15 protein-coding genes and 4 pseudogenes are annotated in these 20,537 nt (G+C 69.2%); 12 read left to right on the top strand and 7 right to left on the bottom strand.

The features are described 5' to 3' along the window. Window positions 1–5 precede the first annotated feature (5 nt). The 4 genes from AB0I23_RS36980 to AB0I23_RS36965 all read left to right on the top strand — a co-directional run bounded on the left by AB0I23_RS36980 (window position 6) and on the right by AB0I23_RS36965 (window position 3,287). The gene (locus AB0I23_RS36980) at window positions 6–1,652 is read left to right on the top strand and encodes a sensor histidine kinase (protein ID WP_359116667.1); all 1,647 of its coding nucleotides are present in this window, start codon (window positions 6–8) and stop codon (window positions 1,650–1,652) included. After that, a complete protein-coding gene (locus tag AB0I23_RS36975; protein ID WP_359116641.1) occupies window positions 1,649–2,323 on the top strand; it encodes a response regulator in 675 nt (224 codons plus the stop codon). Before AB0I23_RS36980 ends, AB0I23_RS36975 begins: the two co-directional genes overlap by 4 nt. A 443-nt stretch (window positions 2,324–2,766) precedes the next feature. Beyond that, complete coding sequence (locus tag AB0I23_RS36970; protein ID WP_359116638.1) at window positions 2,767–2,904, top strand: hypothetical protein; 138 nt, start codon at window positions 2,767–2,769, stop codon at window positions 2,902–2,904. Continuing rightward, the gene (locus AB0I23_RS36965) at window positions 2,901–3,287 is read left to right on the top strand and encodes a fic family toxin-antitoxin system, toxin component (protein WP_359116635.1); all 387 of its coding nucleotides are present in this window, start codon (window positions 2,901–2,903) and stop codon (window positions 3,285–3,287) included. Before AB0I23_RS36970 ends, AB0I23_RS36965 begins: the two co-directional genes overlap by 4 nt. A gap of 338 nt (window positions 3,288–3,625) precedes the next feature. Here the strand turns inward: AB0I23_RS36965 and AB0I23_RS36960 are convergent, their stop codons facing one another. The 6 genes and pseudogenes from AB0I23_RS36960 to AB0I23_RS36935 all read right to left on the bottom strand — a co-directional run bounded on the left by AB0I23_RS36960 (window position 3,626) and on the right by AB0I23_RS36935 (window position 11,939). Next, window positions 3,626–4,009: a hypothetical protein gene (locus AB0I23_RS36960; RefSeq protein WP_359116633.1), complete on the bottom strand. Its 384-nt coding sequence runs from the start codon at window positions 4,007–4,009 to the stop codon at window positions 3,626–3,628. Between the two features lie 63 nt (window positions 4,010–4,072). Beyond that, complete coding sequence (locus AB0I23_RS36955) at window positions 4,073–4,795, bottom strand: TNT domain-containing protein (RefSeq protein ID WP_359116630.1); 723 nt, start codon at window positions 4,793–4,795, stop codon at window positions 4,073–4,075. Between the two features lie 615 nt (window positions 4,796–5,410). Continuing rightward, window positions 5,411–6,670 carry a M14 family zinc carboxypeptidase gene (locus AB0I23_RS36950; RefSeq protein ID WP_359116627.1) on the bottom strand — a complete coding sequence of 420 codons (1,260 nt, stop codon included), beginning with the start codon at window positions 6,668–6,670 and terminating at the stop codon, window positions 5,411–5,413. Between the two features lie 809 nt (window positions 6,671–7,479). Further along, on the bottom strand, window positions 7,480–10,473 hold the full coding sequence (locus AB0I23_RS36945) for a family 16 glycoside hydrolase (protein WP_359116624.1): 2,994 nt from the start codon (window positions 10,471–10,473) through the stop codon (window positions 7,480–7,482). Between the two features lie 523 nt (window positions 10,474–10,996). Further along, window positions 10,997–11,230: pseudogene (locus AB0I23_RS36940) on the bottom strand (FAD-dependent oxidoreductase); the annotation flags it as partial. A 103-nt stretch (window positions 11,231–11,333) separates the two neighbouring features. Then, window positions 11,334–11,939: a TetR/AcrR family transcriptional regulator gene (locus AB0I23_RS36935; RefSeq protein ID WP_327248360.1), complete on the bottom strand. Its 606-nt coding sequence runs from the start codon at window positions 11,937–11,939 to the stop codon at window positions 11,334–11,336. Between the two features lie 180 nt (window positions 11,940–12,119). Here AB0I23_RS36935 and AB0I23_RS36930 point away from each other — a divergent pair, with 180 nt between their 5' ends. From AB0I23_RS36930 to AB0I23_RS36910, 5 genes and pseudogenes are all read left to right on the top strand, one after another. Further along, window positions 12,120–13,535, top strand: coding sequence for a purine-cytosine permease family protein (locus AB0I23_RS36930; RefSeq protein ID WP_359116620.1), 1,416 nt, complete (start codon window positions 12,120–12,122; stop codon window positions 13,533–13,535). Window positions 13,536–13,601: 66 nt separating this feature from the next. Then, window positions 13,602–15,254 (top strand): amidohydrolase, encoded by a 1,653-nt coding sequence (locus tag AB0I23_RS36925; RefSeq protein ID WP_359116617.1) that lies wholly within the window; start codon window positions 13,602–13,604, stop codon window positions 15,252–15,254. Between the two features lie 236 nt (window positions 15,255–15,490). Beyond that, window positions 15,491–15,640, top strand: coding sequence for a hypothetical protein (locus AB0I23_RS36920; protein WP_359116673.1), 150 nt, complete (start codon window positions 15,491–15,493; stop codon window positions 15,638–15,640). A gap of 44 nt (window positions 15,641–15,684) precedes the next feature. Continuing rightward, a pseudogene (locus AB0I23_RS36915) lies at window positions 15,685–15,801 on the top strand (GNAT family N-acetyltransferase); the annotation flags it as partial. Window positions 15,802–16,205: 404 nt separating this feature from the next. Continuing rightward, on the top strand, window positions 16,206–17,690 hold the full coding sequence (locus AB0I23_RS36910) for a UDP-N-acetylmuramoyl-L-alanyl-D-glutamate--2,6-diaminopimelate ligase (RefSeq protein WP_359116614.1): 1,485 nt from the start codon (window positions 16,206–16,208) through the stop codon (window positions 17,688–17,690). Here AB0I23_RS36910 and AB0I23_RS41865 read toward each other — a convergent pair. Further along, window positions 17,659–18,125: pseudogene (locus AB0I23_RS41865) on the bottom strand (hypothetical protein); the annotation flags it as partial. The gene AB0I23_RS36910 and the pseudogene AB0I23_RS41865 sit on opposite strands and share 32 nt — an antisense overlap. Here AB0I23_RS41865 and AB0I23_RS36895 point away from each other — a divergent pair. The 3 genes and pseudogenes from AB0I23_RS36895 to AB0I23_RS36880 form a co-directional block, all read left to right on the top strand. Next, window positions 18,112–18,354: pseudogene (locus AB0I23_RS36895) on the top strand (transposase); the annotation flags it as partial. The pseudogenes AB0I23_RS41865 and AB0I23_RS36895 overlap by 14 nt on opposite strands. A gap of 104 nt (window positions 18,355–18,458) precedes the next feature. Continuing rightward, on the top strand, window positions 18,459–19,226 hold the full coding sequence (locus tag AB0I23_RS36890) for a hypothetical protein (RefSeq protein WP_359116611.1): 768 nt from the start codon (window positions 18,459–18,461) through the stop codon (window positions 19,224–19,226). 664 nt (window positions 19,227–19,890) lie between these two features. Next, window positions 19,891–20,460 carry a DUF2231 domain-containing protein gene (locus AB0I23_RS36880; protein WP_359116608.1) on the top strand — a complete coding sequence of 190 codons (570 nt, stop codon included), beginning with the start codon at window positions 19,891–19,893 and terminating at the stop codon, window positions 20,458–20,460. Window positions 20,461–20,537 lie beyond the last annotated feature (77 nt).

Below are 20,537 nucleotides of genomic sequence, written 5' to 3'. Positions count from 1 at the left end.
TAATTGTGGTCGTAACTTTTCGCCGCCATACCCTCGCGGGGGAGCTGTTGGTACTCCAGCTCGCCATCGTCGTGGTGGTGCTGCTGGCGGTCGCCGCCGTCTCGCTTGCCCAGTCGGAAGCGACCTTCAACCGGGTCGAAGGACGCCGGGTCACCGCGCTGGCCGAGCAGCTGGCCGGCAACCCCTTGATGTCCAGCCAGCTCGGCCGGCCGGCGCCGGGTGAGACGCTCGCCCCGCTCGTCCAGACCACGCTGACCCAGTCGGGCGTCACCTCCGTGACGGTCGCCGACAGCAGCGGCAGGATTGTCAGCTCCACGAATCCCACAGCGATCGGTACAAGGTTGCCGCTCGGCCCCGGCGTCGCCCAGGCCCGCGGCTGGTCAGGCAAGCTGGTCCTGGACGGTACGCACGAGCTGGTGGCCCAGGTGCCGGTGATCAAAGCGGCTCAACCCAACCTCGGCCGACATCTCGGCACGGTGATGATCGGTGAGGCGTCACCGACGGTCTGGCAGCGGCTGAATGGCGCGTCATCGTATCTGCTCGCCTACCTCGGCATTGCGAGCGGGCTCGGCCTGATCGGATCGTGGCTGCTGGCCCGGCGTACCAAACGCCAGACCCTCGGGTTGGAGCCACGCGAGATCGCGGGGCTCGCCGAGCACCGCGAGGCAATGCTGTACGGGATCGCAGAAGGCGTGATCGCCCTCGACCCGCAGTTGCGGCTCACACTGGTGAACGAGGTCGGCAGGCGGTTGCTCGATCTGCCCGAGCACTGTGTGGGGATGAGCCTGACCGACCTCCGGATTGAGGGGCGACTGCACGACGTACTCGCCGGCTCCCCCAGTGACACGGCCGAGCGTCGCGACGAAGTCGTCATACGCCGGAGTCGGGTTCTGGTGATGAACCGGATGACCGTCACCAAGGACGGCCGCCAGCTCGGCTCGGTCACGACCTTGCGGGACCGTACCGAACTGGCGCAATTGGAACGCGAGATCGGATCGTTCCGCAGCTCCGCCGAGCTACTGCGCGCGCAGGCCCACGAGTTCGCCAATCAGCTGCACACGATTTCCGGGCTGATCCAGATCGGTAAGCACGACGAGGTGGTGCAGTACGTCCGCGCGCTGAGCCGACACCGCCAGTCGCTGGACACGACCCTGACCAGACGGGTACGCGACATGGCCGTCGGAGCCCTGTTGATGGCGAAGTCCTCGCTCGCGGCCGAACGGAAGGTCGTACTGCGCGTCTCGGAGCATACGGCGCTCGACCGGCTGGCGCCGGAGGACTCGGTGGACGTGGCGACGGTGATCGGCAACCTCGTCGACAACGCCGTCGACGCCGCGGCGGCGGGCGACGACGGCCACGATGCCTGGGTGGAGGTCGAATTGCGGCAGGACGCATCCAGCGTGGAGATCGTGGTACGCGACTCAGGCCCCGGCGTGGCGCCCGAGCTCGCCCAGGAAGTCTTCTTGCACGGCTTCACCACCAAGGCTGCCCAGGAGGGGGATCGCGGCATCGGGCTGGCGCTCACCCGGCTCGTCTGCGAGCGCCGCGGCGGCGAGGTCGCGGTGACCAACACGCCCGACGGCGCCATGTTCACCGCGAGAATGTCCGTCGGCAACCTGGCCGGCGCGGTACCGGAAGGAGCCTCCCGATGATCGACGTACTGATCGTCGACGACGACTTCATGGTGGCAACTGTCCACCAGACCTTCGTCGACCGCGTCGAGCCCTTCCGGGTCGTCGGCACGGCGAACACCGGCGAGCAGGCGATCACGGCCGTCGGCGAGCTGCGCCCCGACCTGGTCCTGCTCGACCTCTATCTTCCGGACATGTTCGGCCTGGACGTCATTCCACGGCTGCGGACCGCCGGGCACGACTGTGACGTCATGGTGATCAGCGCCTCGCGCGAGGCCGACGCGGTCCGCCGATCCGTCCGCCAGGGCGTGGTCAACTACCTGCTGAAGCCGTTCGACTTCGAAGACCTGCGTCCCCGCCTCGTACGGTACGCCGCTCAGCGCAACAGCCTGCTCACCACAGTCGTCAGGGGCCAGGCCGACGTGGACCGGGTACTGACAGGGGCCGGCTTGTCGGCGTCGAGTGTCGCGCTGCCGAAGGGCATGAGCGTGGAGACCGCGGAGCTGATCGAACGCACACTGTGCGGTACCGACGGAACGCTGTCCGCCGCCGAGTGCGCGGCCCGAACCGGCATCTCCCGGGTCAGCGCCCGCCGTTACCTCGAATACTTCCACGACACCGGCCGCGCCGAGGTGTCCCTGCGGTACGGATCCGCCGGCAGACCCGAGCGCCGCTACGGTTGGCGTGCCTGAGTTCGCTCTTGCCGGTACGGCCGCCATGGAGCCAGTCCCCCACTCACACAGCAGCGAAGGCATGGGGAGGGCATTGTCACGTTGGCCGACCGGGCTGGGATGATCTTCGTGGAGGTCATGGCGGGGAGGGGATTGCTCGGGTACGGCGAACCGCAACCGCCCTCCACCGCGGTGAAGCGACGGGAACCGCCCGTCAGGTGCCGGTAATGGGAAAGCCCCGGCTGGTCGGGGGAGGCCAGCCGGGGCAGTCGATCGGGGTACGAAGGGCGGTCGCCTCTCGGCGAGGGGCTCCATGGGGCTTCAGCCGAACGATCTTCCCCATGGGCTACAGGTGAGACCCGGGGACACTGTCCCCTCCGTACCCACACGCAGATGAACGCTCAACCAATACCGCATGTTCCTGCTCCGCCCGCGCGGACGGGTGAGCTGCGCCACCGCAGGCGGTGGAAGGAATCCGCGCCTTCAGCAGCGGCGCCGCGTTCGCCGCCGAGCCCAGCAGCATCGACGCCACCGCGGAGCAGCGTGCCGCTGAGCAGCAGGCGCGCGAGTTCGAGCAGCAGGGGCAGGGCCACGCCGCGTGACCCAGCTCGAACCGATCCACCCGCTCGACGTCACCTACCTGCTGCACGCCGCCGAGCTCCTCGACGGTGACCCGCAGGTCGACGACGACGGCCCCCTCTATGCCGCGGTCGCGCGCGTCAACGCCCAAGCCATGGACCGTGCCATCTACGGCTCCCTGCACCTCAAAGCAGCAGCCCTCCTCCAGACCCTGGCGAAGTTGCCTTGCCTGGAGCATTCCAACGAAGCATTCGCCTGGCACTCCACCGAGGCCTACCTCGCCCTCAACGGACACCGGCTCGACTACCCGCCCGAAGCAGTCCCCGCACTCGTTCGGGACGCCGCCTCCGGGGCGCTCGGTGTCGCCCGGATCGCCCGCCAGCTGCACAGCTGGACTGTCACCTGACTCCTCGGGCAGAAGTCTGGGCTGCGGGGCACGGCCCGCCCGGTCGACGTGCGAAGGGCTCCCGGGCGGGCTCCACCTTCCACACTGACCGGATCCCGCTGTTGCCGCGTGCGGCGCGGCCCTTGGCTGACCCGAATGGAACGGCGGCCGCCGCTGAGCGGCGGGGCGTACTGAACGACCATGTCCTGGCACGGTCCATCAGCGAAGGTGCGCACCGCTTGCAGTTCGGCCATGTCGGCGGACCGTTGCCGGCGCAGCTCGGTCGCCACCCACTCCCCCGCGTACCGCCAGTGCGCCTCGGGGGCCGGTGGAGAGGGCGCCCCTTGGGTCGGCACTGCTCAGTGGCCACCGGTCGGTGGGTCGTGACGGGTCCCGTGCCGGCTCTCCGCGAGCGCCCGTGCGAGCTGCTCCTGTGCTCGCCGTTCGATGCCCTCACTGTCGTGCAACAGCTCGTCCATCTCCGTCGCTGTGGGCCGGGAAGGCGGCGGGCCCTCGTCGGCGAGGCGTTCGTAGAGCCATGCGCAGGCCCGGCTCTCGTCGGCGAAGGTCTTCAGTACCTCGCGCCTGCCCCGCTCGTGGACTCCCACGATCCACTCGCCCTCGCGCTGAGCCAGGTAGTAGCACTCGTGCGGAGGGCGACCGCTCGGGCAGCCGGGGATCTCGTAGTAGGCATCGGGGACCCCGGCTGCCCGCAGCGCCTCGCACAACTGGTGACGGTCCATGGAACCAGTCTCCCATCCGAAACGATCTGTACGAGGCATGCGGCAGCCGTCGCAGCCGGGACGCTACGAGGCCGCGAGCCGCACCAGGGTCCCGTTGCGCACCAGGTCCAGCACGGAGGTGCGCGGAATGTTCGGGCAGTACGAGCTTGACGTCACATACTGGACACCCAGGCCGGGCTGCTCGAACGCTGGGGCGATCGGTCCCGCGCACACCGTGACGTCCCTGGTCACCCGGTACAGGTAGTAGTTGTACGGGTGGCGCGGATCGGCGGTGTTGAGGCTGGACGGCGGGATGCTCCGCTTCCCGTACTTGGTGCCGGCGGGTGCCAGGTAGCGGCCTGCCTCATTGCCGAAGCGGTCGACCTTCTGACCCGCGTGGAGCACGAGTTCGGTGGCGATCGGCTGCCCCTGGGGGTCCTTCGCGTAACCGTCGGCGTCCGGGTAGCGCCAGTCGCCCTGGCCGGTGTCGGCGGCCGGGTCCCACCACCGGTTCAGGAACTGGGTCGCGGTGAGGCGGCCGAGGCGCTGGTAGCGGTCGAGGGTGTTCGCCACCAGCCCACGGGTCGGCAGCTTCTTCGGGCCGAGCCGCCAGTCGTCGCAGAAGTAGTCCGAGCGCAAGGGATACGGAATGGGGTCCGGTACCAGGCCTCGGCAGACGTATGGCCGGTGCGTGTCCTCGGCGACCGTTGCGACCGGTGCCGCCTGGGCGGCCGGAGCGCCGAGGAACAGCGAGCCCAGCAGGGCGGCCGCGGCGGCCAGCCCGGCACACCGTCGTGGTGATGTCACTACAACTCCTGGTGATCGTGTCTGGGGACGCCGTCACCGTGCGGGGTGGCACGGGGAAAGGGGCCGTGCGGACCAGCATCGGAAGGACGAATGACGACGTACGGAAGATCACTCAAACCACAGGGGAGGGTGAGAGGGAATGACGGCGCGGGTGATGCGCTCGAATGAGTGCGCGCCGCGTCCCAATGGGCGATGACCGCCGCGCGTGCGGGGCCGTACCCGTCGGTGGACCGGCGTCGGCCCGCGGTCCGGTCGGCGCGGGGGCTCTCCCGCGTCCATGCCCCATGCGCAGACACCGCCCACACCCGCACCGGTTCCGCTCCGCATCCGCCGGCGTCTGCGCGCCGACCGGGCCCATCCCGGCCAGGACATCACCGAGTGTCCGGCCCGGGTGGCCGGCCCCTCCACCCATCCCCCACGCCGACCAGCGGTTCGCCCTCCGGGCCGCAGACACGCGGCGAGTTCGCCGCAGGTTGCCAGACCCGCCTGGGCCGGACCGCCATGGAACAGGCAGGCAACGAACAGACGCGGTAACCGCGGCAGGTTGGGAACCTGCCGCGGGCCGCTTCGCTGCCGTGGGTCACGTGCCTGCGCACGGGACCCGTTCCGCCGAGGTCAGTCCGCCGTCGTCTCCCACCCGTAGTCCGGCAGCTTGAAGAAGTCGTCCCCGTTGACCCGGTCGGCGCTGCCTGTGGCCAGGCCCGTCATCAGGGACTCCACTCCGGTACGTACGGACTGGACGAACATGCCGCGCTGCCGCTGTCCCAAGTCGTCCTGTTGCCCGCGGACTTCGAAGAGGACTGTGCCGGTGCCGTTGAGGGCGAAAGCGGAGCGGCCCTGGCCGGCGTATTCGCGCGCGTCGGGGTGGAGATAGCGGCCGGTCGCAGCGAGCCTCGACTGCTCGCCGTATGCGTCGGCGATGCCGTTGGCCACCGTGAGCGCATAGCGGCGGGACTTGTCCTGGTCCAGCTTCGGCCACTGCTTCTTGTACTTGGCCCCATCGTTCACGCCGAGCGGCGGATAGTCCAGCGAGACCGTGATCAGCTTGCCGTCCTGTGGGCCGCCCGTGATGCGCTCGCAGGGACCCATGTGGTGCAGATCGATGAACGCGTCGACAGATCCCTTCTCGTTGCGCATCTTCACATACGTGTCACGGATCGCGCGCGACTCGGGGGAGAGGAAGAAGCCGGCGTCGGTCTGCTTGCCGGGGAGGTCGGAGGCCTGCGGGACATAGTTCAGATCCGGGTTGAAGTCCCGGTTGAGGTCATAGCCGGGCTGGTCGATGCCGTCGCCGCGCAGGCTGTGGTACCAGGCGCGCGGCGCCCCGGCCAGCTGGGGGAACTGCGCGACGGTCTGGTCCCAGGAACGTACGTTGATACGACGGTTGAGCTCGCCGCCGTCTGGGTTCACCATCGGCATGGCAACCAGGGTGACTTTGCTGAGGAGTTCGGCGGTCTTCGGACCAGAACTCGAGCCGAGCTCCTTGAGGATGCCGATGAGGGCCTCCGTGCCCGTGCGCTCGTTGCCGTGAATGGCGCTGGTCACCATCAGGACGCGGGGGCCGGTGCCCACTCGCGCGGCCCACAGTTCGCGGCCCTGGGTGGTGCGCCCGGCGACCTCGACCTGCACCCGGCCCTTGCTGGTCTCCTCGATCTGCAGCAGTGTGGCGCCGAGTTGATTATGGTCGGTCCAGCCGGACCAGGACGGATCGTCGGAGGTCTTGCAGTTGCCCGGCTCGCTTTCGGCGGCCGTGGCGGTGGCGGCGGCCGGTGAGGTGACCAGTGCGGTGCCGAGGGCGGCGGAGGCCGCGACGGTGGCAACGGCTGTGCGTAGCGCTCGCGGACGGGTGTTCCGCGTGCTGCGGTAGGTGCGCATGGGGCGGGCTCCTCACGACGTTACGGGTGGGACTGGCGTGGGGGGCGTTCCGGATGATGCTGACCCGAGGGTCAAGGAAAGGTCAATGGGGCGTACATGAATGCCCATGTCGGCGAAGGGCCCCGAGGGCCGGGAGCCTCGGCGACGAAGAGACCACGATGTGCGCGCCCTGCCCTTGCCGATAACCTCATCCATGCAGGTGGGAGTGGGTTTCGGTGCCGACCGTGGTCACCCGCGTCAGCGCTCTCGCTCGGGGGACGGTGGAAGCGGCATGATGCTCGGCCCTGCAGTTGAGACCGGCGCACCTGGGCATGGCGAACGCCTTCGCGATGCTGCGACTGCTGCCGATGAGCAACCGGGAGAAGGATGTCGAGATCCTGGCCCTGCGTCATCAGATTGCCGTCCTGGAGCGGCATCTGGACGGGCAGCAGATCCGGTTCGACACCGGCGACCGGGCGTTCCTGGCGTCGCTGCTCCACGGCGTGCCCCGCGAGGTACTACGCCGGATGCGACTGCTGGTCCGGCCGGACACGGTCCTGCGCTGGCACCGCGGCCTGATCGCCCGTCGGCACGCCGCCCGGTCTCGGCCCGAGCCCGGCGGCCGGCGGCCGACGGCGCACCGTGCGCTCGATCCGCGTGCTGGTCCTGCGCCTGGCGAACGCAGCGGTGGTGCAGACCTGTCGGCAGGAGCTGCTGGACCGCACGTTGATCTGGGGTGCTCGAGAAGTAGCGCCCACCCGGCGAACAGCGGTGGCCGGCCCGGGCATGCCCGGGTCGTCCACCGCTTCGTGCGCCGCACTCGTGTGCCGTTACGACAGCGGCTCGATCCAGATGTTGCGGTACCGCACCTTGTTGCCGTGGTCCTGGAGGCGGACGGGGCCCGCGGCCGGCCCTTCCGGAGCGCCGGCACCGGTGGGGCCGGTGATGGCCACGTCGTCGTGGACGGTCACGCTGTTCCACACCACCGTGACGCGCGCGTCCTCGGTCTTCGCGCCCTTGTCGTCGAAGCGCGCCGCGCGGAAGGTGATGTCGTACGTCTGCCAGGTGCCGGGTGGGCGGGCGGCGTTGGCGTCGGCGGCCTTCTGCTTGTAGATCGCGGCGGCCTCGTCGTCGGCGGGCGTCGCGTCGCCGAACGAGTCCAGGATCTGGATCTCGTAGCGGTCCTGCAGATAGATGCCGCTGTTGGCCCGGTTCTGGCCGGTCACCTCCGGCGGCAGTTCCGGCAGCCAGAACTCGGTGTGGAGTTTGAAGTCGCCGAACGACTGCTTGGTGCGCAGGTCGCCGCAGCAGACCTCCATTCCGCCACCCGTCAGCGGCCACTGCGCGGTGCGACCGTCCGTCTGCTGCCAGGCCGCGCGGTCCGCGCCGTCGAACAGGACGATGCGTTCGCCCTCGGGATGCACGCTGATCATGTCGAGGTTGACGTGTCCGGTGTCGCCCTCGTCCACTCGGTAGGTGATCGTGTTGGATCCCTCGCGCAGCTCCAGCGTCTCGGTACGGGTGGACCAGTTCGCCCAGCCGCCCGTACTGAGCAGGCTCGACTGCTTCACTTTCTCGTCACCCACGTACACGCTCACCGTCTTGGTGCCGGTGAAGGGGTTTGGGCCGTTCGCGTACCTCAGGGCCACGTCGTACGGGCCCGCTTCGTCCACGTCGACGGTGAATGAGGTGGACGCGCCTTGGGTGCCGTAGCCGGCGACGAAGCCGCTGCCGGAGTAGCCCGCGTGGTCGGTGGCAACGCCCGCGCCGCCGGAGAGCTTGGCTTCCTCCGCCTCGTATGCCGTCGTCGCGGGCTGCTTGCCGGGCATGGCGTTGAGTGTGTACCAGGCCTCGGTGCTCCACAGCGTCTCGCCATCGGCGGAGCTGAACGGACGCGGCGAGCGCACGTGCACGACACGGTCGGGCTTGAGACCGGTGATCTCCAGGGTGACCTTCTTCCGGTCCGCGGAGAGCCGGGCGGAGCTCACGGCGAGGGTCTCCTCGTCTACCTTGGGGCCGCCGTACGACGGTGTCGGGACGTAGCGCCACTGCTTGACCTGATAGCTCTGGGCGAGCCTGTCCGCCGTTTCCTGGGACAGCGGCTGGGTGTACTCCAGCTCGAATCCGCCCCGCTTGGCCCGCATGGCCAGGATGTCGAACGCCTTGCCGCCGTTGGGGGTGAGTTTCTGCAGACCGTGGGTCAGCTTGCCCTCCTGGCCCCAGTTGCCTCCCGCGCCCAGACCGCCCGCGTAGATCGCCCCGTCCGGGCCCTCGCTGATGCGGTTGACGCCCGCCTCGAGGCCCTGCGTGTGGCGGAAGACGGCGCCCTGGTCCTTGCCCTTGACCTTCTCCAGGAAGGCACGCTGCAGCCCGCCGTAGGTCACGTCGCCGAACAGCATCTGGCCTGCGTAGGGGCCCTTCTTCAGAAGGATCGGGGTGCTGGGGGAGTTGGCGATCTCGTTCTGCGGCAGCCACAGCACCGGTTCGGTCACCGGCTGGTCGTCGAACGGGCCGGTCGGGTTGGTGTAGTGGTTGAAGAAGCGGTCGGGCTTGATGCGCACCAGCTTGGAGGCCGGGAGCCAGCCGCCCTGGTTGTCGGCGACGAAGATGTCACCGCCGGGGCCCCAGCCGATGCCGTTCGGGGTGCGCAGGCCGCCGGCCAGGTAGGTCACCTTGCCGGTCTTCCGGTTCACCTTGATCGTGGTGCCGCGGTTCGGCGCGGGCTGCGGATTCGTCGTCGCGCCACCGTAGTTGATCGCGACGGAGAGGTTGAGGTAGAAGAACCCGTCGCGGTACAGCATGCCGAAGGCGAACTCGTGGAAGTTGCCGCCGTACGGCCAGGTCGCCACCGTGCGCCGCTTGTCGGTGACGTCGTCGCCGTCGGTGTCGCGCAGCTCGGTGAGTTCGTGCTTCTGCGACACGTACAGGGCCCCGTCGAGCGCCTTGATGCCCATCGGCTCCTTGAGACCGCTCGCGACCTTCTTCACCGTCACCTTGTCGGGGCCGGTCCGCCCGGTGACGTTGTCGAGGAGGTACACCGCGCCGTCGGTCTTGTCCGTGCCGCCCCACGTGGTCACGGCCAGGCGGCCGTCCGGGAGCCAGTCCATGCCGGTGACTTGCGGTTCGAAGCCGTCGGGTCGCAGGTCCGTCAGAGTGTAGTCGGGGTGTACGGCGTTCAGCGGCAGTCCGTCGCCGGGGGTGTCGGTGCCGCTCTCGCACTGCTTGCGGCCGGGGGCCGTCACGCGTACGACATCGGCGTCGGTGCTCAGTGCCGAGTTCGGTACGAGAGAGAAGTCAGCGGCGCCCGGTGGTTTCCAGGCCAGTGTGATCTGCTGGCCGCCCGTGCGGTCGAAGTGGTCGATGCGCAGGGGGTAGTGACCTGCCGTCAGCGCGACCGTGCCGTCCTTGGGCTCGGCTGCGTGGAGGCCGTCGTGGTCGATGACCGTCCGGTCGTCGATGGTCAGGCGTGAGCCGTCGTCGCTGGTCAGCCGGAAGGTGTAGGTCCCGTCTTCGGGAACCTCGATGTTGCCGATCACTTGCGAGACGAAGTTGTCAGCGACACCGAAATGCTCGGTCGTGGACAAGTCGACGGTGGGCATCAACTTGTCGACGTTCGGGGTCTGTCCGGGCTTGAGCACGCAGATCTCGTTCATCGGCAGTCCGATGTCGAAGACGCGCAGCGTGACGCCCGGTTCCTGCGGCGGCAGGTCGTCGGCGGCATCCGCAGCGCCGGCCGGTGCCGACGTGAAGCAACCGAACAGGAACGAGACGGCGACCAGACCGGTCAGCCGTCTGCGGGATCTGGAGCGGGACCGTGGACTCATGCATCCTCCCCGGGGGGCCACCCCGTGGAGGGGCGCCCATGGCGGTGGTACGGGACGACGAGGTGGTGCGGTCGGCGTCGCGCCGACGCGAAATGACGTGCGGTGTGCGTGAGATGCCTGGATTCGACCAGGCGTCGCACACCATAGGAGTCCTTTACCTGCTGCGTCTATAAGTTTGTCATCAGTGAGTACAAACTTTGTTGTGTCACGACCGACACACGCTGATGTCGGGCAGGGTTTCCCGCACATCGGACAAAGTCGGCGGCTCTGCAGTCCTGCTGACACAGCATCGATCCGCTCTCGTCGGGCGGGACCACCACCATCGGCGCCTTCACCACATCAACGGCGTCGGCGAGCGTGCGGCCCGGCAGCAGCTCGTCATGTCGCCTCAGCGGCGTCGAGATGGCCCCGGCTCGCCCGGAAGCATGCCAATCCCCCGCCTCGGTGAATCTCCGCCCGGTGTGGCGGACTACCGACAAGTCGCAAACCCGCAAGGGCCCTTCCCTTGTTGCGGTCCTGCGCGGTACACGTCCGGAACCTCCGCGCGAAGTACGGTCCGTACCGGGGCCAGGAGTCCGTGCGGCGGGACCGCCTGCGACACACCGGGGCGGTGCCAGTCGAAGAAGTCCCGGTCGAGATCCGGTCCCGGCCGTCGGCCGTCCCGTTCGAACAGGGTTACCTGATGACCCCGACACCCCACGAACAACGCTGCGGCCAGGCCGCCGATCCGGCCACCGACAATCGCAACCCGCGTCAATATGGTCCCCTCCACGCCGTGTTGCGAACCAACCGTATCCCAGACTCGGGGGCCGAGCGGCCGCCGGCGGTCGGGGTGCCCGGCATGATCCGAACGGGAGCCGCTAACCCCGCTCCACCAGCCGCTCGGTCGCCGAAAGCGCCATGCGCAGCGCGCTCGCCCGGTCCGCTCCGCGCTGACCGAGGACCACACGCGTGCTCAACCCGTCGAGCAGGGCCAGGAGTTCGGAAGCGCGGGCCGCCGTGTCGAGGTCTTCGGCGAAGCGGCCCTGCCGCACGCCCTTGGCGAGGAGCGATTCGAGGTCCTCCTGCCAGCCGCGGTCGATCTCGGCCTGGGCCTGTCGCAGCGGCTCGTTCGACGCCGTGCGCGCCCACAGTTCGATCCACAGGGTCCAGCGCGGATCGCGCGGTCCACGGGGGAGGTACAGCTCGACGAACTGGCCGAGCTTGCGTTCGGCGCCGGCCCGGCCCGCCAGCAGCGCCCGGCGCTCCTCGGCGAGCGCGCTCTCGCTCCAGCCCAGCACCTCCAGGAGCAGCCGGTCCTTGCTGCCGAAGTAGTAGAGGATGTGGCCGCCGCTGGTGCCGAGGCGCTTGGCGAGTGCCGACATGGTGAGTCCGGCCAGGCCGTCCTCGGCAATGGCCGTCATCGCCTCCTCCAGCATGCGTTCCCGGGCCAGATGCCCGTCCCGCCGTCGCGTCGTCGCCGCCACTCCACCCCTCCTGTTCCGTGGACCCCGGTGACGACCTTAGCCCGCCTCGGCCCGCGGATTTCGGCGAAGGTCTTGACGACCCCCCGCAGACACATCTTGAATGCCGTTCTAACTTTTGGAACGGCGTTCAAAGTACTGTTCCGGGGCTCCTGGAGCACGCACGGATGAGAGGCAGGCCCCATGACGCAGCAGCAGACGACCGCGAGGGCGCCCGGCGGGACCATGGCCACCGACCAGGTCTTCCAGGTCGAGACACACGGCATCGACCCGATTCCCGACGAGGAGCGCCATGGCGGCGCGAGGGATCTGTTCTGGCTCTGGTTCGGATCCAACCTCACCTTCACCTACGTCATCAACGGCGCCCTGGCCGTCGCCTTCGGGCTCTCCTTCTGGCAGGCGACCGGCGTCGTCGTCATCGGCGGACTGTCGTTCTTCGCCATCAGCGCCGCCGGACTGAGCGGCGTACGCACCGGCACCGCCACCCTGGTCATCTCCCGGGCCCCCTTCGGCGTCCGCGGCAACTGGCCCGCCGGAACGCTCAACTGGGTGGTCAGCATCGGCTACACGATCCTCAACACGGTCGTCGGCACGCTCGCCCTCGAAGCGTTCTTCGCCGATCTGGGATGGGCCTCCGGCCACACCGGACGGGCCCTCGCCCTGCTGATCACCCTTGCGCTGACGTTCCTCGTCGCCCTCTGGGGCCATGCCACTGTCCAGCTCGCCGAGCGCTGGATCGCGTATGTCCTCGCCGTCGGGTTCGCCGCCCTCCTCGTGTTCCTGCTGCCGGGCGCCGACACGGGCGGGGCGGCGGTCCAACCCGGCGCCTCCGGGTGGAGTCTCGCCTTCGTCGTGATGCTGGCCGGGCCGCTCTCGTACGTCCCGATGCCCGCCGACTACACGCGCTACCTGCCGAAGACGACCTCGATGCGCTCGCTCACCTGGTACGGAGCCCTCGGCGGCTTCGTCTCCTCGGTCGCCCTGGGCGTGGCCGGGGTGGCCGCCGCCACGCAGACAGACATGACCGACGCGGTGGCGGGCACGGAGAAGCTGCTGCCGGGATGGTTCCAGCCGCTCTTCCTCGCCCTCGTGCTCGGCGGATCGGTCACCAACTCGATCGTCACGCTCTACTCTTCGAGCCTGAACCTCCAGGTGCTGGGCGTCCCCTGGAGCCGCTCCAAGGCCATCATCATCAGCGCGGCCGTCACCGCGGCGGGTTCCCTGAGCGCGCTCTTCCTCACCGACTTCACCAGCTCACTGCTGTCCTTCCTCTCCCTGCTGATCATCGTGTTCGCACCCTGGGGCGGTGTGTTCCTCGCGGACATGATCATGCGCCGCTGCCGCTACGACGCACCGGCACTGCACGCCGGACCGGACGGTGCCTACTGGTACCGGTCCGGCTACCACCCCGCCGGCATGACCGCGCTGCTCGTCGGCATGGTCTTCGCCGCGCTGACCTGCGACTCAGAGCTGTGGACCGGCCCGCTGGTGGCGCCGCTGGGCGGCGCCGACCTGACCCTTCTCGGCTCCGTCGTCTCGGGGCTCGTCTACTGGGCGCTCGCCCGGCGGACCGTCGCACCGCACACCGAACCTTCCTGACCGGCGGCCACGCCCCGCCCGAATCACCGACCGACCGCACCACCGCATCACAAGGAGTCACCCCACATGGCCAGCCCCGCCCGTCCCGCCCACCTCGTCCTGCGCAACGCCCGCATCCATACCGTCGACCCGAATCGCCCCGAGGCACAGGCCATGGCGGTGGTCGACGGCCTTATCGCCTGGCTCGGTTCCGACGAGGACGCGAACGGGTGGACGGGGCCCGGCACCCGAGTGATCGATGCCGAAGGCAAGCTCGTGCTCCCCGGGTTCGTCGACGCCCACAACCATGTCCGGCTCGGCTCGGACGACGCCTGCGTCCAGCTCTCCGGCGCCGGAACCCTCGACGAGGTCCACGCCCGCATCCGTGCCTGGCACACCGCCAACCCCGGCGCCGGGTGGATCGAGGCCGAAGCCTTCGACTACTCGGCCATCCCGGCCGGCCGGATGCCCACCGCCGCCGACCTCGACCCGGTCACGGGCGACGTACCGGCCTTCGTACTCAGCTACGACGTGCACACCGCCTGGGTCAACACCGCGGGCCTGCGCCGCCTCGGCATCGACCGCGACCACACCCACCTGCCGTTCGGCGAAGCCGTGACCGACCCGGCCACGGGTGAACCCACCGGCTTCATCAAGGACTTCGCGGTCAAGGGCCTGTCCCGCGACGGCCACCGCGCCCTCCAGCAGCTGGGACTTCCGTGGGCCTCACCCGACCGGCAGTACGGGCGGCTCGCCAAGTCCCTGGACGACGCCATCCGCTTCGGCATCACCACGGTGGTCGAACCCCAGAACTCGCTCGACGACCTCCCGCTCTTCGACCGCGCACGCGCCGAGGGCCGGCTCAAGTCCCGGATCGTCGCCGCCCTCTTCCACCCGTGCGGCACCACGGACGCCGACCTCGACGACTTCGCCACTGCCGCTCACCGCTACGACGACGACCGGATCCGGGTCGGACCGCTCAAGCTCTACATCGACGACGTGGTGGAGCCGCGGACCGCGGCCCTGCTGGAACCCTATGCGGGCTGCCGCCACCGCCGGGGCGACACCTTCTACCCGCCCGAGGAGTTCGCCGAGCTGCTGACGAAGCTGGACGCCCGCGGCTTCCAGTGCTTCGTCCACGCGACCGGCGACCGGGGCATCCGCACCGTGCTGGACGCCGTCGAGCGGGCCCGCACGGTCAACGGGGAGCGGGACGCCCGCCACCAGGTCGTCCACGTCGAGTGCCTGGACCCCGACGACACCCCGCGCTTCGCCGCCCTGGGCGTGGTCGCGTGCATGCAGCCCCGCCACAGCGCCCCGGAGGTCGCCGGCCCCGGCAAGGACTGGGCGGAGAACATCGGTGCCGACCGCTGGCACAAGGCATGGCCGATGCGCAGCCTGCACACGGCCGGGGCCGTGCTCGCGCTCTCCAGCGACTGGAACGTGGCGGAGATGGATCCGATGATCGGCATCCACACCGCGGTCACCCGGCGCCCGCTGGGCGGTGGCGAGCCCTGGATGCCGCAGGAGACGATCAGTGTGGAGACCGCGGTCCACGGCTACACGATGGGCTCGGCGTACGCCAACTTCCTTGAGCACGAACGGGGTTCGCTGACCGTCGGCAAGGCAGCCGACTTCGTGGTCCTCTCCCGTGACATCCTGCGCGCCGCACCAGAGGACATCCCCGGCACCGTGGCGGAGACCGTCGTGGTCGGTGGAGTCGTCGAACACACCGCGTGACCGGCCCCGACGGCCTCCCGGAGTGCCACGCGTCCGCGTGCCCGGGAGGCGGTCGGGGTACTTGCCGTTCGTGGTGCAGGGGGGTGGCCCGGGCGGCCGTCACGCGCCGTACGGGCCATCCCATCCGGGAGCGGGCAAGACCACCTACGCGATGGAGCTGGTGCGACGCGGTTACGTTCGGCTCTCGATTGACGAGGTGGTCTGGCAACGACTCGGGCAGCGCGATGCCGGCCCCGGTGCTGGAGCCGGAGGCGTTCGACCAGCTCAAGGAAGAGGTCCGCCGCGAGCAGCGGCAGGAACTGGTCAGGCTGATGTTGGCCGGGCGCGATGTGGTGGTGGACTACAGCTTCTGGAGTCGTGCGCCCGCGATGATGACAAGGCGCTGATTGAGAACCACGGCTGCCGTTGGGAACTGGTCCACCTCAAGCCCCACACTTCCGCGCGCAACACCAACGCCATCCGGCTGTACGAGTCGCTGGGCTTCCGGCTGCGCCACCGCACGGCGTTCCTCGCGGCGCGGGTGCCGGAGACAGCGCGGCAGCAGTAACGCAGATGTGCGAGCGAGCGGTGGGCGATGGCCCCCGTGGCTGGGCGTACACTCCACACATGGGTCGCACATGCGCAGTGAGGGAGTGCCTGTTCCAGGCCGCTCATGCCCTGTGCCCGTCCGCTGCGTGCTCGGCGGCCGTCGACCCGGTGAACGCGCCGGCGATCTACTGTCGCGCGTTGCACGGCCACGGCTAGCGATTCCGGGCAATTCTCGGCATTTCCCAGATCATTCCGCCCCTGCAGGCGGACCCTTTTCTGCGCGGCCGCCCCTCCCCACCCCTGTAACCGCACGGCGACGATCCTCGCCACAATTTCCTGCTTTGTCATCCTTTGGCGCCCTGGCGCCGCCTGCGCGCCGACCGCCGGACGACCGGCAGCCGGTGCATCTTCGAGAGGACCCTTGTGAAGTTGAGCGAGCTGCTCGCCGGGCACGATCATGAAGTCATCGAGGGCGATCCGGAGACGAGGATCACCGGAGGCACCTGCTTCGACGCCCACCGCGCCGCTCCGGGATCCCTGTTCATCGCGGTACCTGGTCATCGCGAGGGCGGCCCCGAGTCCGTCGGACCGGCTCTCGCACGCGGCGCGGTGGCGATACTCATCTGCTCCGCGACGGCGCAACTTCCGGTCGCGACCTGGGCGTCGGCAGCTGGTGTATGCGTCGTAGCCGTCGCGGACACACGCAAGGCGGCCGCAGTCGTCGCCTCCCGCTACCACGGGGAGCCAGGCCGACAGATGAAGATGGTGGCCGTCACGGGCACCAACGGGAAGACGTCGGTTTCCTCCATGGTGGAGTCGGTGCTGAGAATCGCCGAGCACGCCAGGGTGGGGGTCATCGGGACGGGCGGCAGCCGGATCGGCGACGAACTGATCCCGATGCCGAGGTCGGTACTGACCACACCGGAGTCGCCGGACTTCCAGTATCTGCTCGGGTGCATGCGCGACCGCGGTGTCGGCACCGTGGCGCTCGAAGCCACGTCGATGGGCCTGCTGACCCACCGCCTCGACCACTCGTTCATCGATGTAGGGGTGTTCACCAACCTGACGCAGGATCACCTGGACGACCACGGCACCATGGAGAACTACCGGGACGCCAAACTGCGTCTGTTCCAGGGGCTGTGCCGACGTGCGGTGGTCAACGCCGACGACCCGGTCGGAGCCTGCATCGGGGCGATGATGCCCGGCGCGGTCGTCACGTACGGCATCGACGCGGAGGCGGACTACCGGGCGACCGACCTCACCATGGACGCCGTCGGCACCCGCTTCACCCTGCACCACGCCGGCCACAAGTATCCGGCGGCGATCCCCGTGCCTGGACGGTTCTCCGTCTCCAATGCACTGGCCACTGTCGCTGCCTGCCACCTCATCGGGCACAATCTGGCCGGACTGGTCGCCGCACTCGAGCATATGCCCCCGATCCCGGGAAGGTTCGAACGCTACGAGACCCCGGACGGCACGTCCGTCATCGTGGACTATGCGCACTCCCCGGACTCGCTGGAGAAGGTGCTGACCACCATCCGCGGCTTCGCCTCTGGCCGGGTCGTCACGGTCTTCGGCTGCGGCGGGGACCGGGACGTCACCAAGCGCGCCCGGATGGGGGAGATCGCCGGCACCTACTCCGATCTGTGCGTTCTCACTTCGGACAATCCCCGCAACGAAGACCCCCGGGCGATCATGGATCAGGTCGTCCCGGGCCTGCTCGCGAGCGGCACCACTTTCGAGCGGTTCGCCGACCGCCGCCGCGCCATCTCCTTCGCCCTGTCCGCCGCAGGGCACGGCGACGTCATCCTGATCGCGGGCAAAGGCAGCGAGCCCTACCAGATCATCAACGAGGAACTGCTGCCGTTCAGCGACATGGCGACGGTACGCGAACTCGCCACGCGGTAGGCGTACCGGCCGGGTTGTCCGAGGCCTGCCCTTCGGCCAGGACTGACGACAGAGGCCGGCGCTTCCGGTCGGCGCCGAGGTGAATCTTGCTGGTCAGCCCGCCGCGAGACCTACCGAGCAGGGCCTCCTTCAGGCGGAGCCTGCGTCGGCGGCGGACGCGCCGGCGTTCTTCCCGCTCGGGCTCGTTTCCGCCGTCCTGCCCGTTCTGTTCCGCCTCGCCGCCCCCTTTTGCCGAGCCTGTTCCTGCTCGGCGGCTTCCTGGAGAGCCTCCATGACGTCCATGCCGACGAGCATCCCGGCGGCGTCGTGGTGAGCGCGGGCGGTCGTGGAGCCCGCGCTGACCAGGGACAAGTCGGTCTTGCCCTGACGGGCGGCTTCGGCGATCAGGCACTCCAGAAGGGCGGTGAAGACACCGGCGTTCGCCGCGACCTGGAAGAAGACCTATGGCCACCACCCGCTGATGGGCTTTGTCGACCACGGAAACGGCGGCACCGGGGAGCTGGTGGCCGCCCTGCTGCGGCCCCGGAACGCCGGTTCCAACACCGCAGCCGACCACATCAGCGCCAACCGCCTCGCCCTGGCCCAGCTTCCCAAGCGTCATCGGCGCGGGCGAAGCATGCTTTTCCGTACCGATTCGGCAGGCGGGACACACGAGTTCGTGGCCGAACACCGGCCGCGCCGCACGCTCCACTGAGTACGCCTACTCATGCCGACCCGTACCGGGCCCGGGACGATTGGCTGTGTCGACGTACAGACGGGAGGCGGGGCATGGGCAGGTTTCTGGGGGCGGTGGTAGCCGTCGTGGCTGCGGCCGCAGCACTGGTCTGCGCATACGTGGCGGGTGCACCGCCCGCGGTGGTATTCGCCGTCGGGGCGGGCGTGCTGAGCCTTCTGTGGCTGCTTCTCCTGCTCACGCTGCCCTGGAATCTGTACTTCCGCGCGCATGCGGTGCTCGCCGAGATCGCGGTAAGCCGTGAGAAGGGCATGGAGGTCTCCCCGACCCGGGATGCCGAGGCCGCGCGCATCGCCCGCACGATGCTCCGAGCGGCGGTCGCGGGCCACGTCCTGACGGCGGCGGTTGTCTTCGCGGTCACCTGGGCGACGGGCGAGTTCACGGGTTATTGGTTCGCCGCGTTCTTCCTGCTGAGCACCTTCTTCCGTCCGGCCGGCGCCTACTTCGGCCAGCTCCGGCGGCGCCTGAGCACCCTCCTCAAGGACGTCACGTATCCGCGGGACGACGTCGTTGAACTGCACGCCCGGCTGAGCCGCGCCGAGGCCGGGACGCGGGTCCTGAAGGAGAAGGCGGAGGAACAGTACCGAGCCCTCGCCGAACTGCGCCGCACCGTGGACGCGCTGGCCATGAGCACGTACGAGCGGACCGAGGAGGCGAACCGCAGGATCGCCGCGCTGGGCAGGGAGTTCGAGTCCACAGTGAACCGCCTCACCGACAACCAGGAAATCATCGCGGGCGTAAAGGCGTTCCTGCGCCTGCTGCGCTCCACCGACGCGGCCGACGGCGCCCCGGCCTCCGGTTGACCTGGCCTCATAGCTCGATGCGCGGGCCACGCCGCCTCATCCGCCCACCTCGGTCTGGGGGCAACTCCGTCAGCGCCTACGAGGCGGTTTCGTTCGGATCAACGGGCTGACCAGAGAAAGGGCCGTTACGGCGTAAAGATCCGCCGTCTCCTGCGGTACGCCGGGCGCGTTGGAGCCCGCGCGGCCGCCGTCGGTGTCGATACTCGGCCGGCGAACACGACCCGAGCCGTGAATGCGGACAGCCATCCGGTCGGCTACGCGTACGGCAACACCATCGAGCACGGCGACCGCTGGGCAATCTCCGCTACGTCGTGGAGCAGGCCTTCGCCCTGCTCCACCACTTCAGACGCCTCGCCACCCGGTGGGAACGCCGCGCCGAACTCCACGACGCATACGTCTCCCTCGTCTGCTGGAGACGTGTCAAGACACACCAACCGTGATCGTGTTACGAGCTCGTAGGACGGCAGCTGGACCGGCATGTCCGGGCTGCGGGACCCAGTCGAGACAGATACACAGCTTCTACCTGCGGTTCCTGCGGATGTACCCAGTGCGGGCGGGCGGGTTGTCTTCTGCATGACATCCCGCCCGAGACTCTTGCAGCCACCGGAGTGGAACGGAGCCGACGCCTGATTGGGACTCGGCCGCACATGGCAAACCGCTCATCATGCGGCTTTCAGCGGGGTATACGAAATTCGCGGTTGTCGCTCCAAGCATCGGCACGGTGAAAGTGGCGGCCGTCCGCACCGAGGACCTCTTTCTGAGGTCCCTCGACGCGCTGGGCCGCCTGAAGAAGCTTGATGTGGTGATCAGCCCCGTGCGGCGGATGGTGCGCGGCGTGCCTCTGGGGAGCTACCGCGATGTGCTGCACGGTCTGCCGATCGGCCACCCCCTGCATCCCGCGCTGGTGCAGGTACCGATGGGCGCGTGGATTTCCGCCGCAGTGCTGGACGTCGTGCCCGGCACCCGGCGCAGTGCCCGCATCTTGGTGGGTGTGGGCCTCCTGGGGGCGGCGCCGGCCGCGTTGGCCGGCTGGGTGGACTGGGCTGAGCAGCACGAGGACCAGATGCGTACCGGCCTGGTACACGCGACGTCGATCGCCGCGGCCATCGGACTCTACGCGGGATCCTGGGTGCACCGCGGCCGTGGCCATACGGCATGGGGCAAGGCGCTCGGCTTTGCGGGGCTGAAGTTCCCCCCTGATCTTGGACAGCGGTTGCTTACGCTGCGGGGGTGAAGTCGTGCTGCAGTCTGGCTCGGGTTTCGAGTGGGGTGAGGTACCCGAACTCGGGGTGCTTGCGGAGCCGGGTGCGG

Origin of the sequence: Streptomyces atratus, from assembly GCF_040655115.1 — a bacterium.
Classification (GTDB): domain Bacteria; phylum Actinomycetota; class Actinomycetes; order Streptomycetales; family Streptomycetaceae; genus Streptomyces; species Streptomyces atratus_D.
Note: the sequence above shows the minus strand (reverse complement) of the source record. Positions and strands in the feature narration are given on the sequence as shown.

Coding starts and splice junctions, on each gene's coding strand:
- AB0I23_RS36930 (WP_359116620.1), top strand. CDS start 12,120: ATGACGCAGCAGCAGACGACCGCGAGGGCGCCCGGCGGGACCATGGCC.
- AB0I23_RS36925 (WP_359116617.1), top strand. CDS start 13,602: ATGGCCAGCCCCGCCCGTCCCGCCCACCTCGTCCTGCGCAACGCCCGC.
- AB0I23_RS36960 (WP_359116633.1), bottom strand. CDS start 4,009: ATGGACCGTCACCAGTTGTGCGAGGCGCTGCGGGCAGCCGGGGTCCCC.
- AB0I23_RS36880 (WP_359116608.1), top strand. CDS start 19,891: ATGCGGCTTTCAGCGGGGTATACGAAATTCGCGGTTGTCGCTCCAAGC.
- AB0I23_RS36975 (WP_359116641.1), top strand. CDS start 1,649: ATGATCGACGTACTGATCGTCGACGACGACTTCATGGTGGCAACTGTC.
- AB0I23_RS36890 (WP_359116611.1), top strand. CDS start 18,459: ATGGGCAGGTTTCTGGGGGCGGTGGTAGCCGTCGTGGCTGCGGCCGCA.
- AB0I23_RS36950 (WP_359116627.1), bottom strand. CDS start 6,670: ATGCGCACCTACCGCAGCACGCGGAACACCCGTCCGCGAGCGCTACGC.
- AB0I23_RS36945 (WP_359116624.1), bottom strand. CDS start 10,473: ATGAGTCCACGGTCCCGCTCCAGATCCCGCAGACGGCTGACCGGTCTG.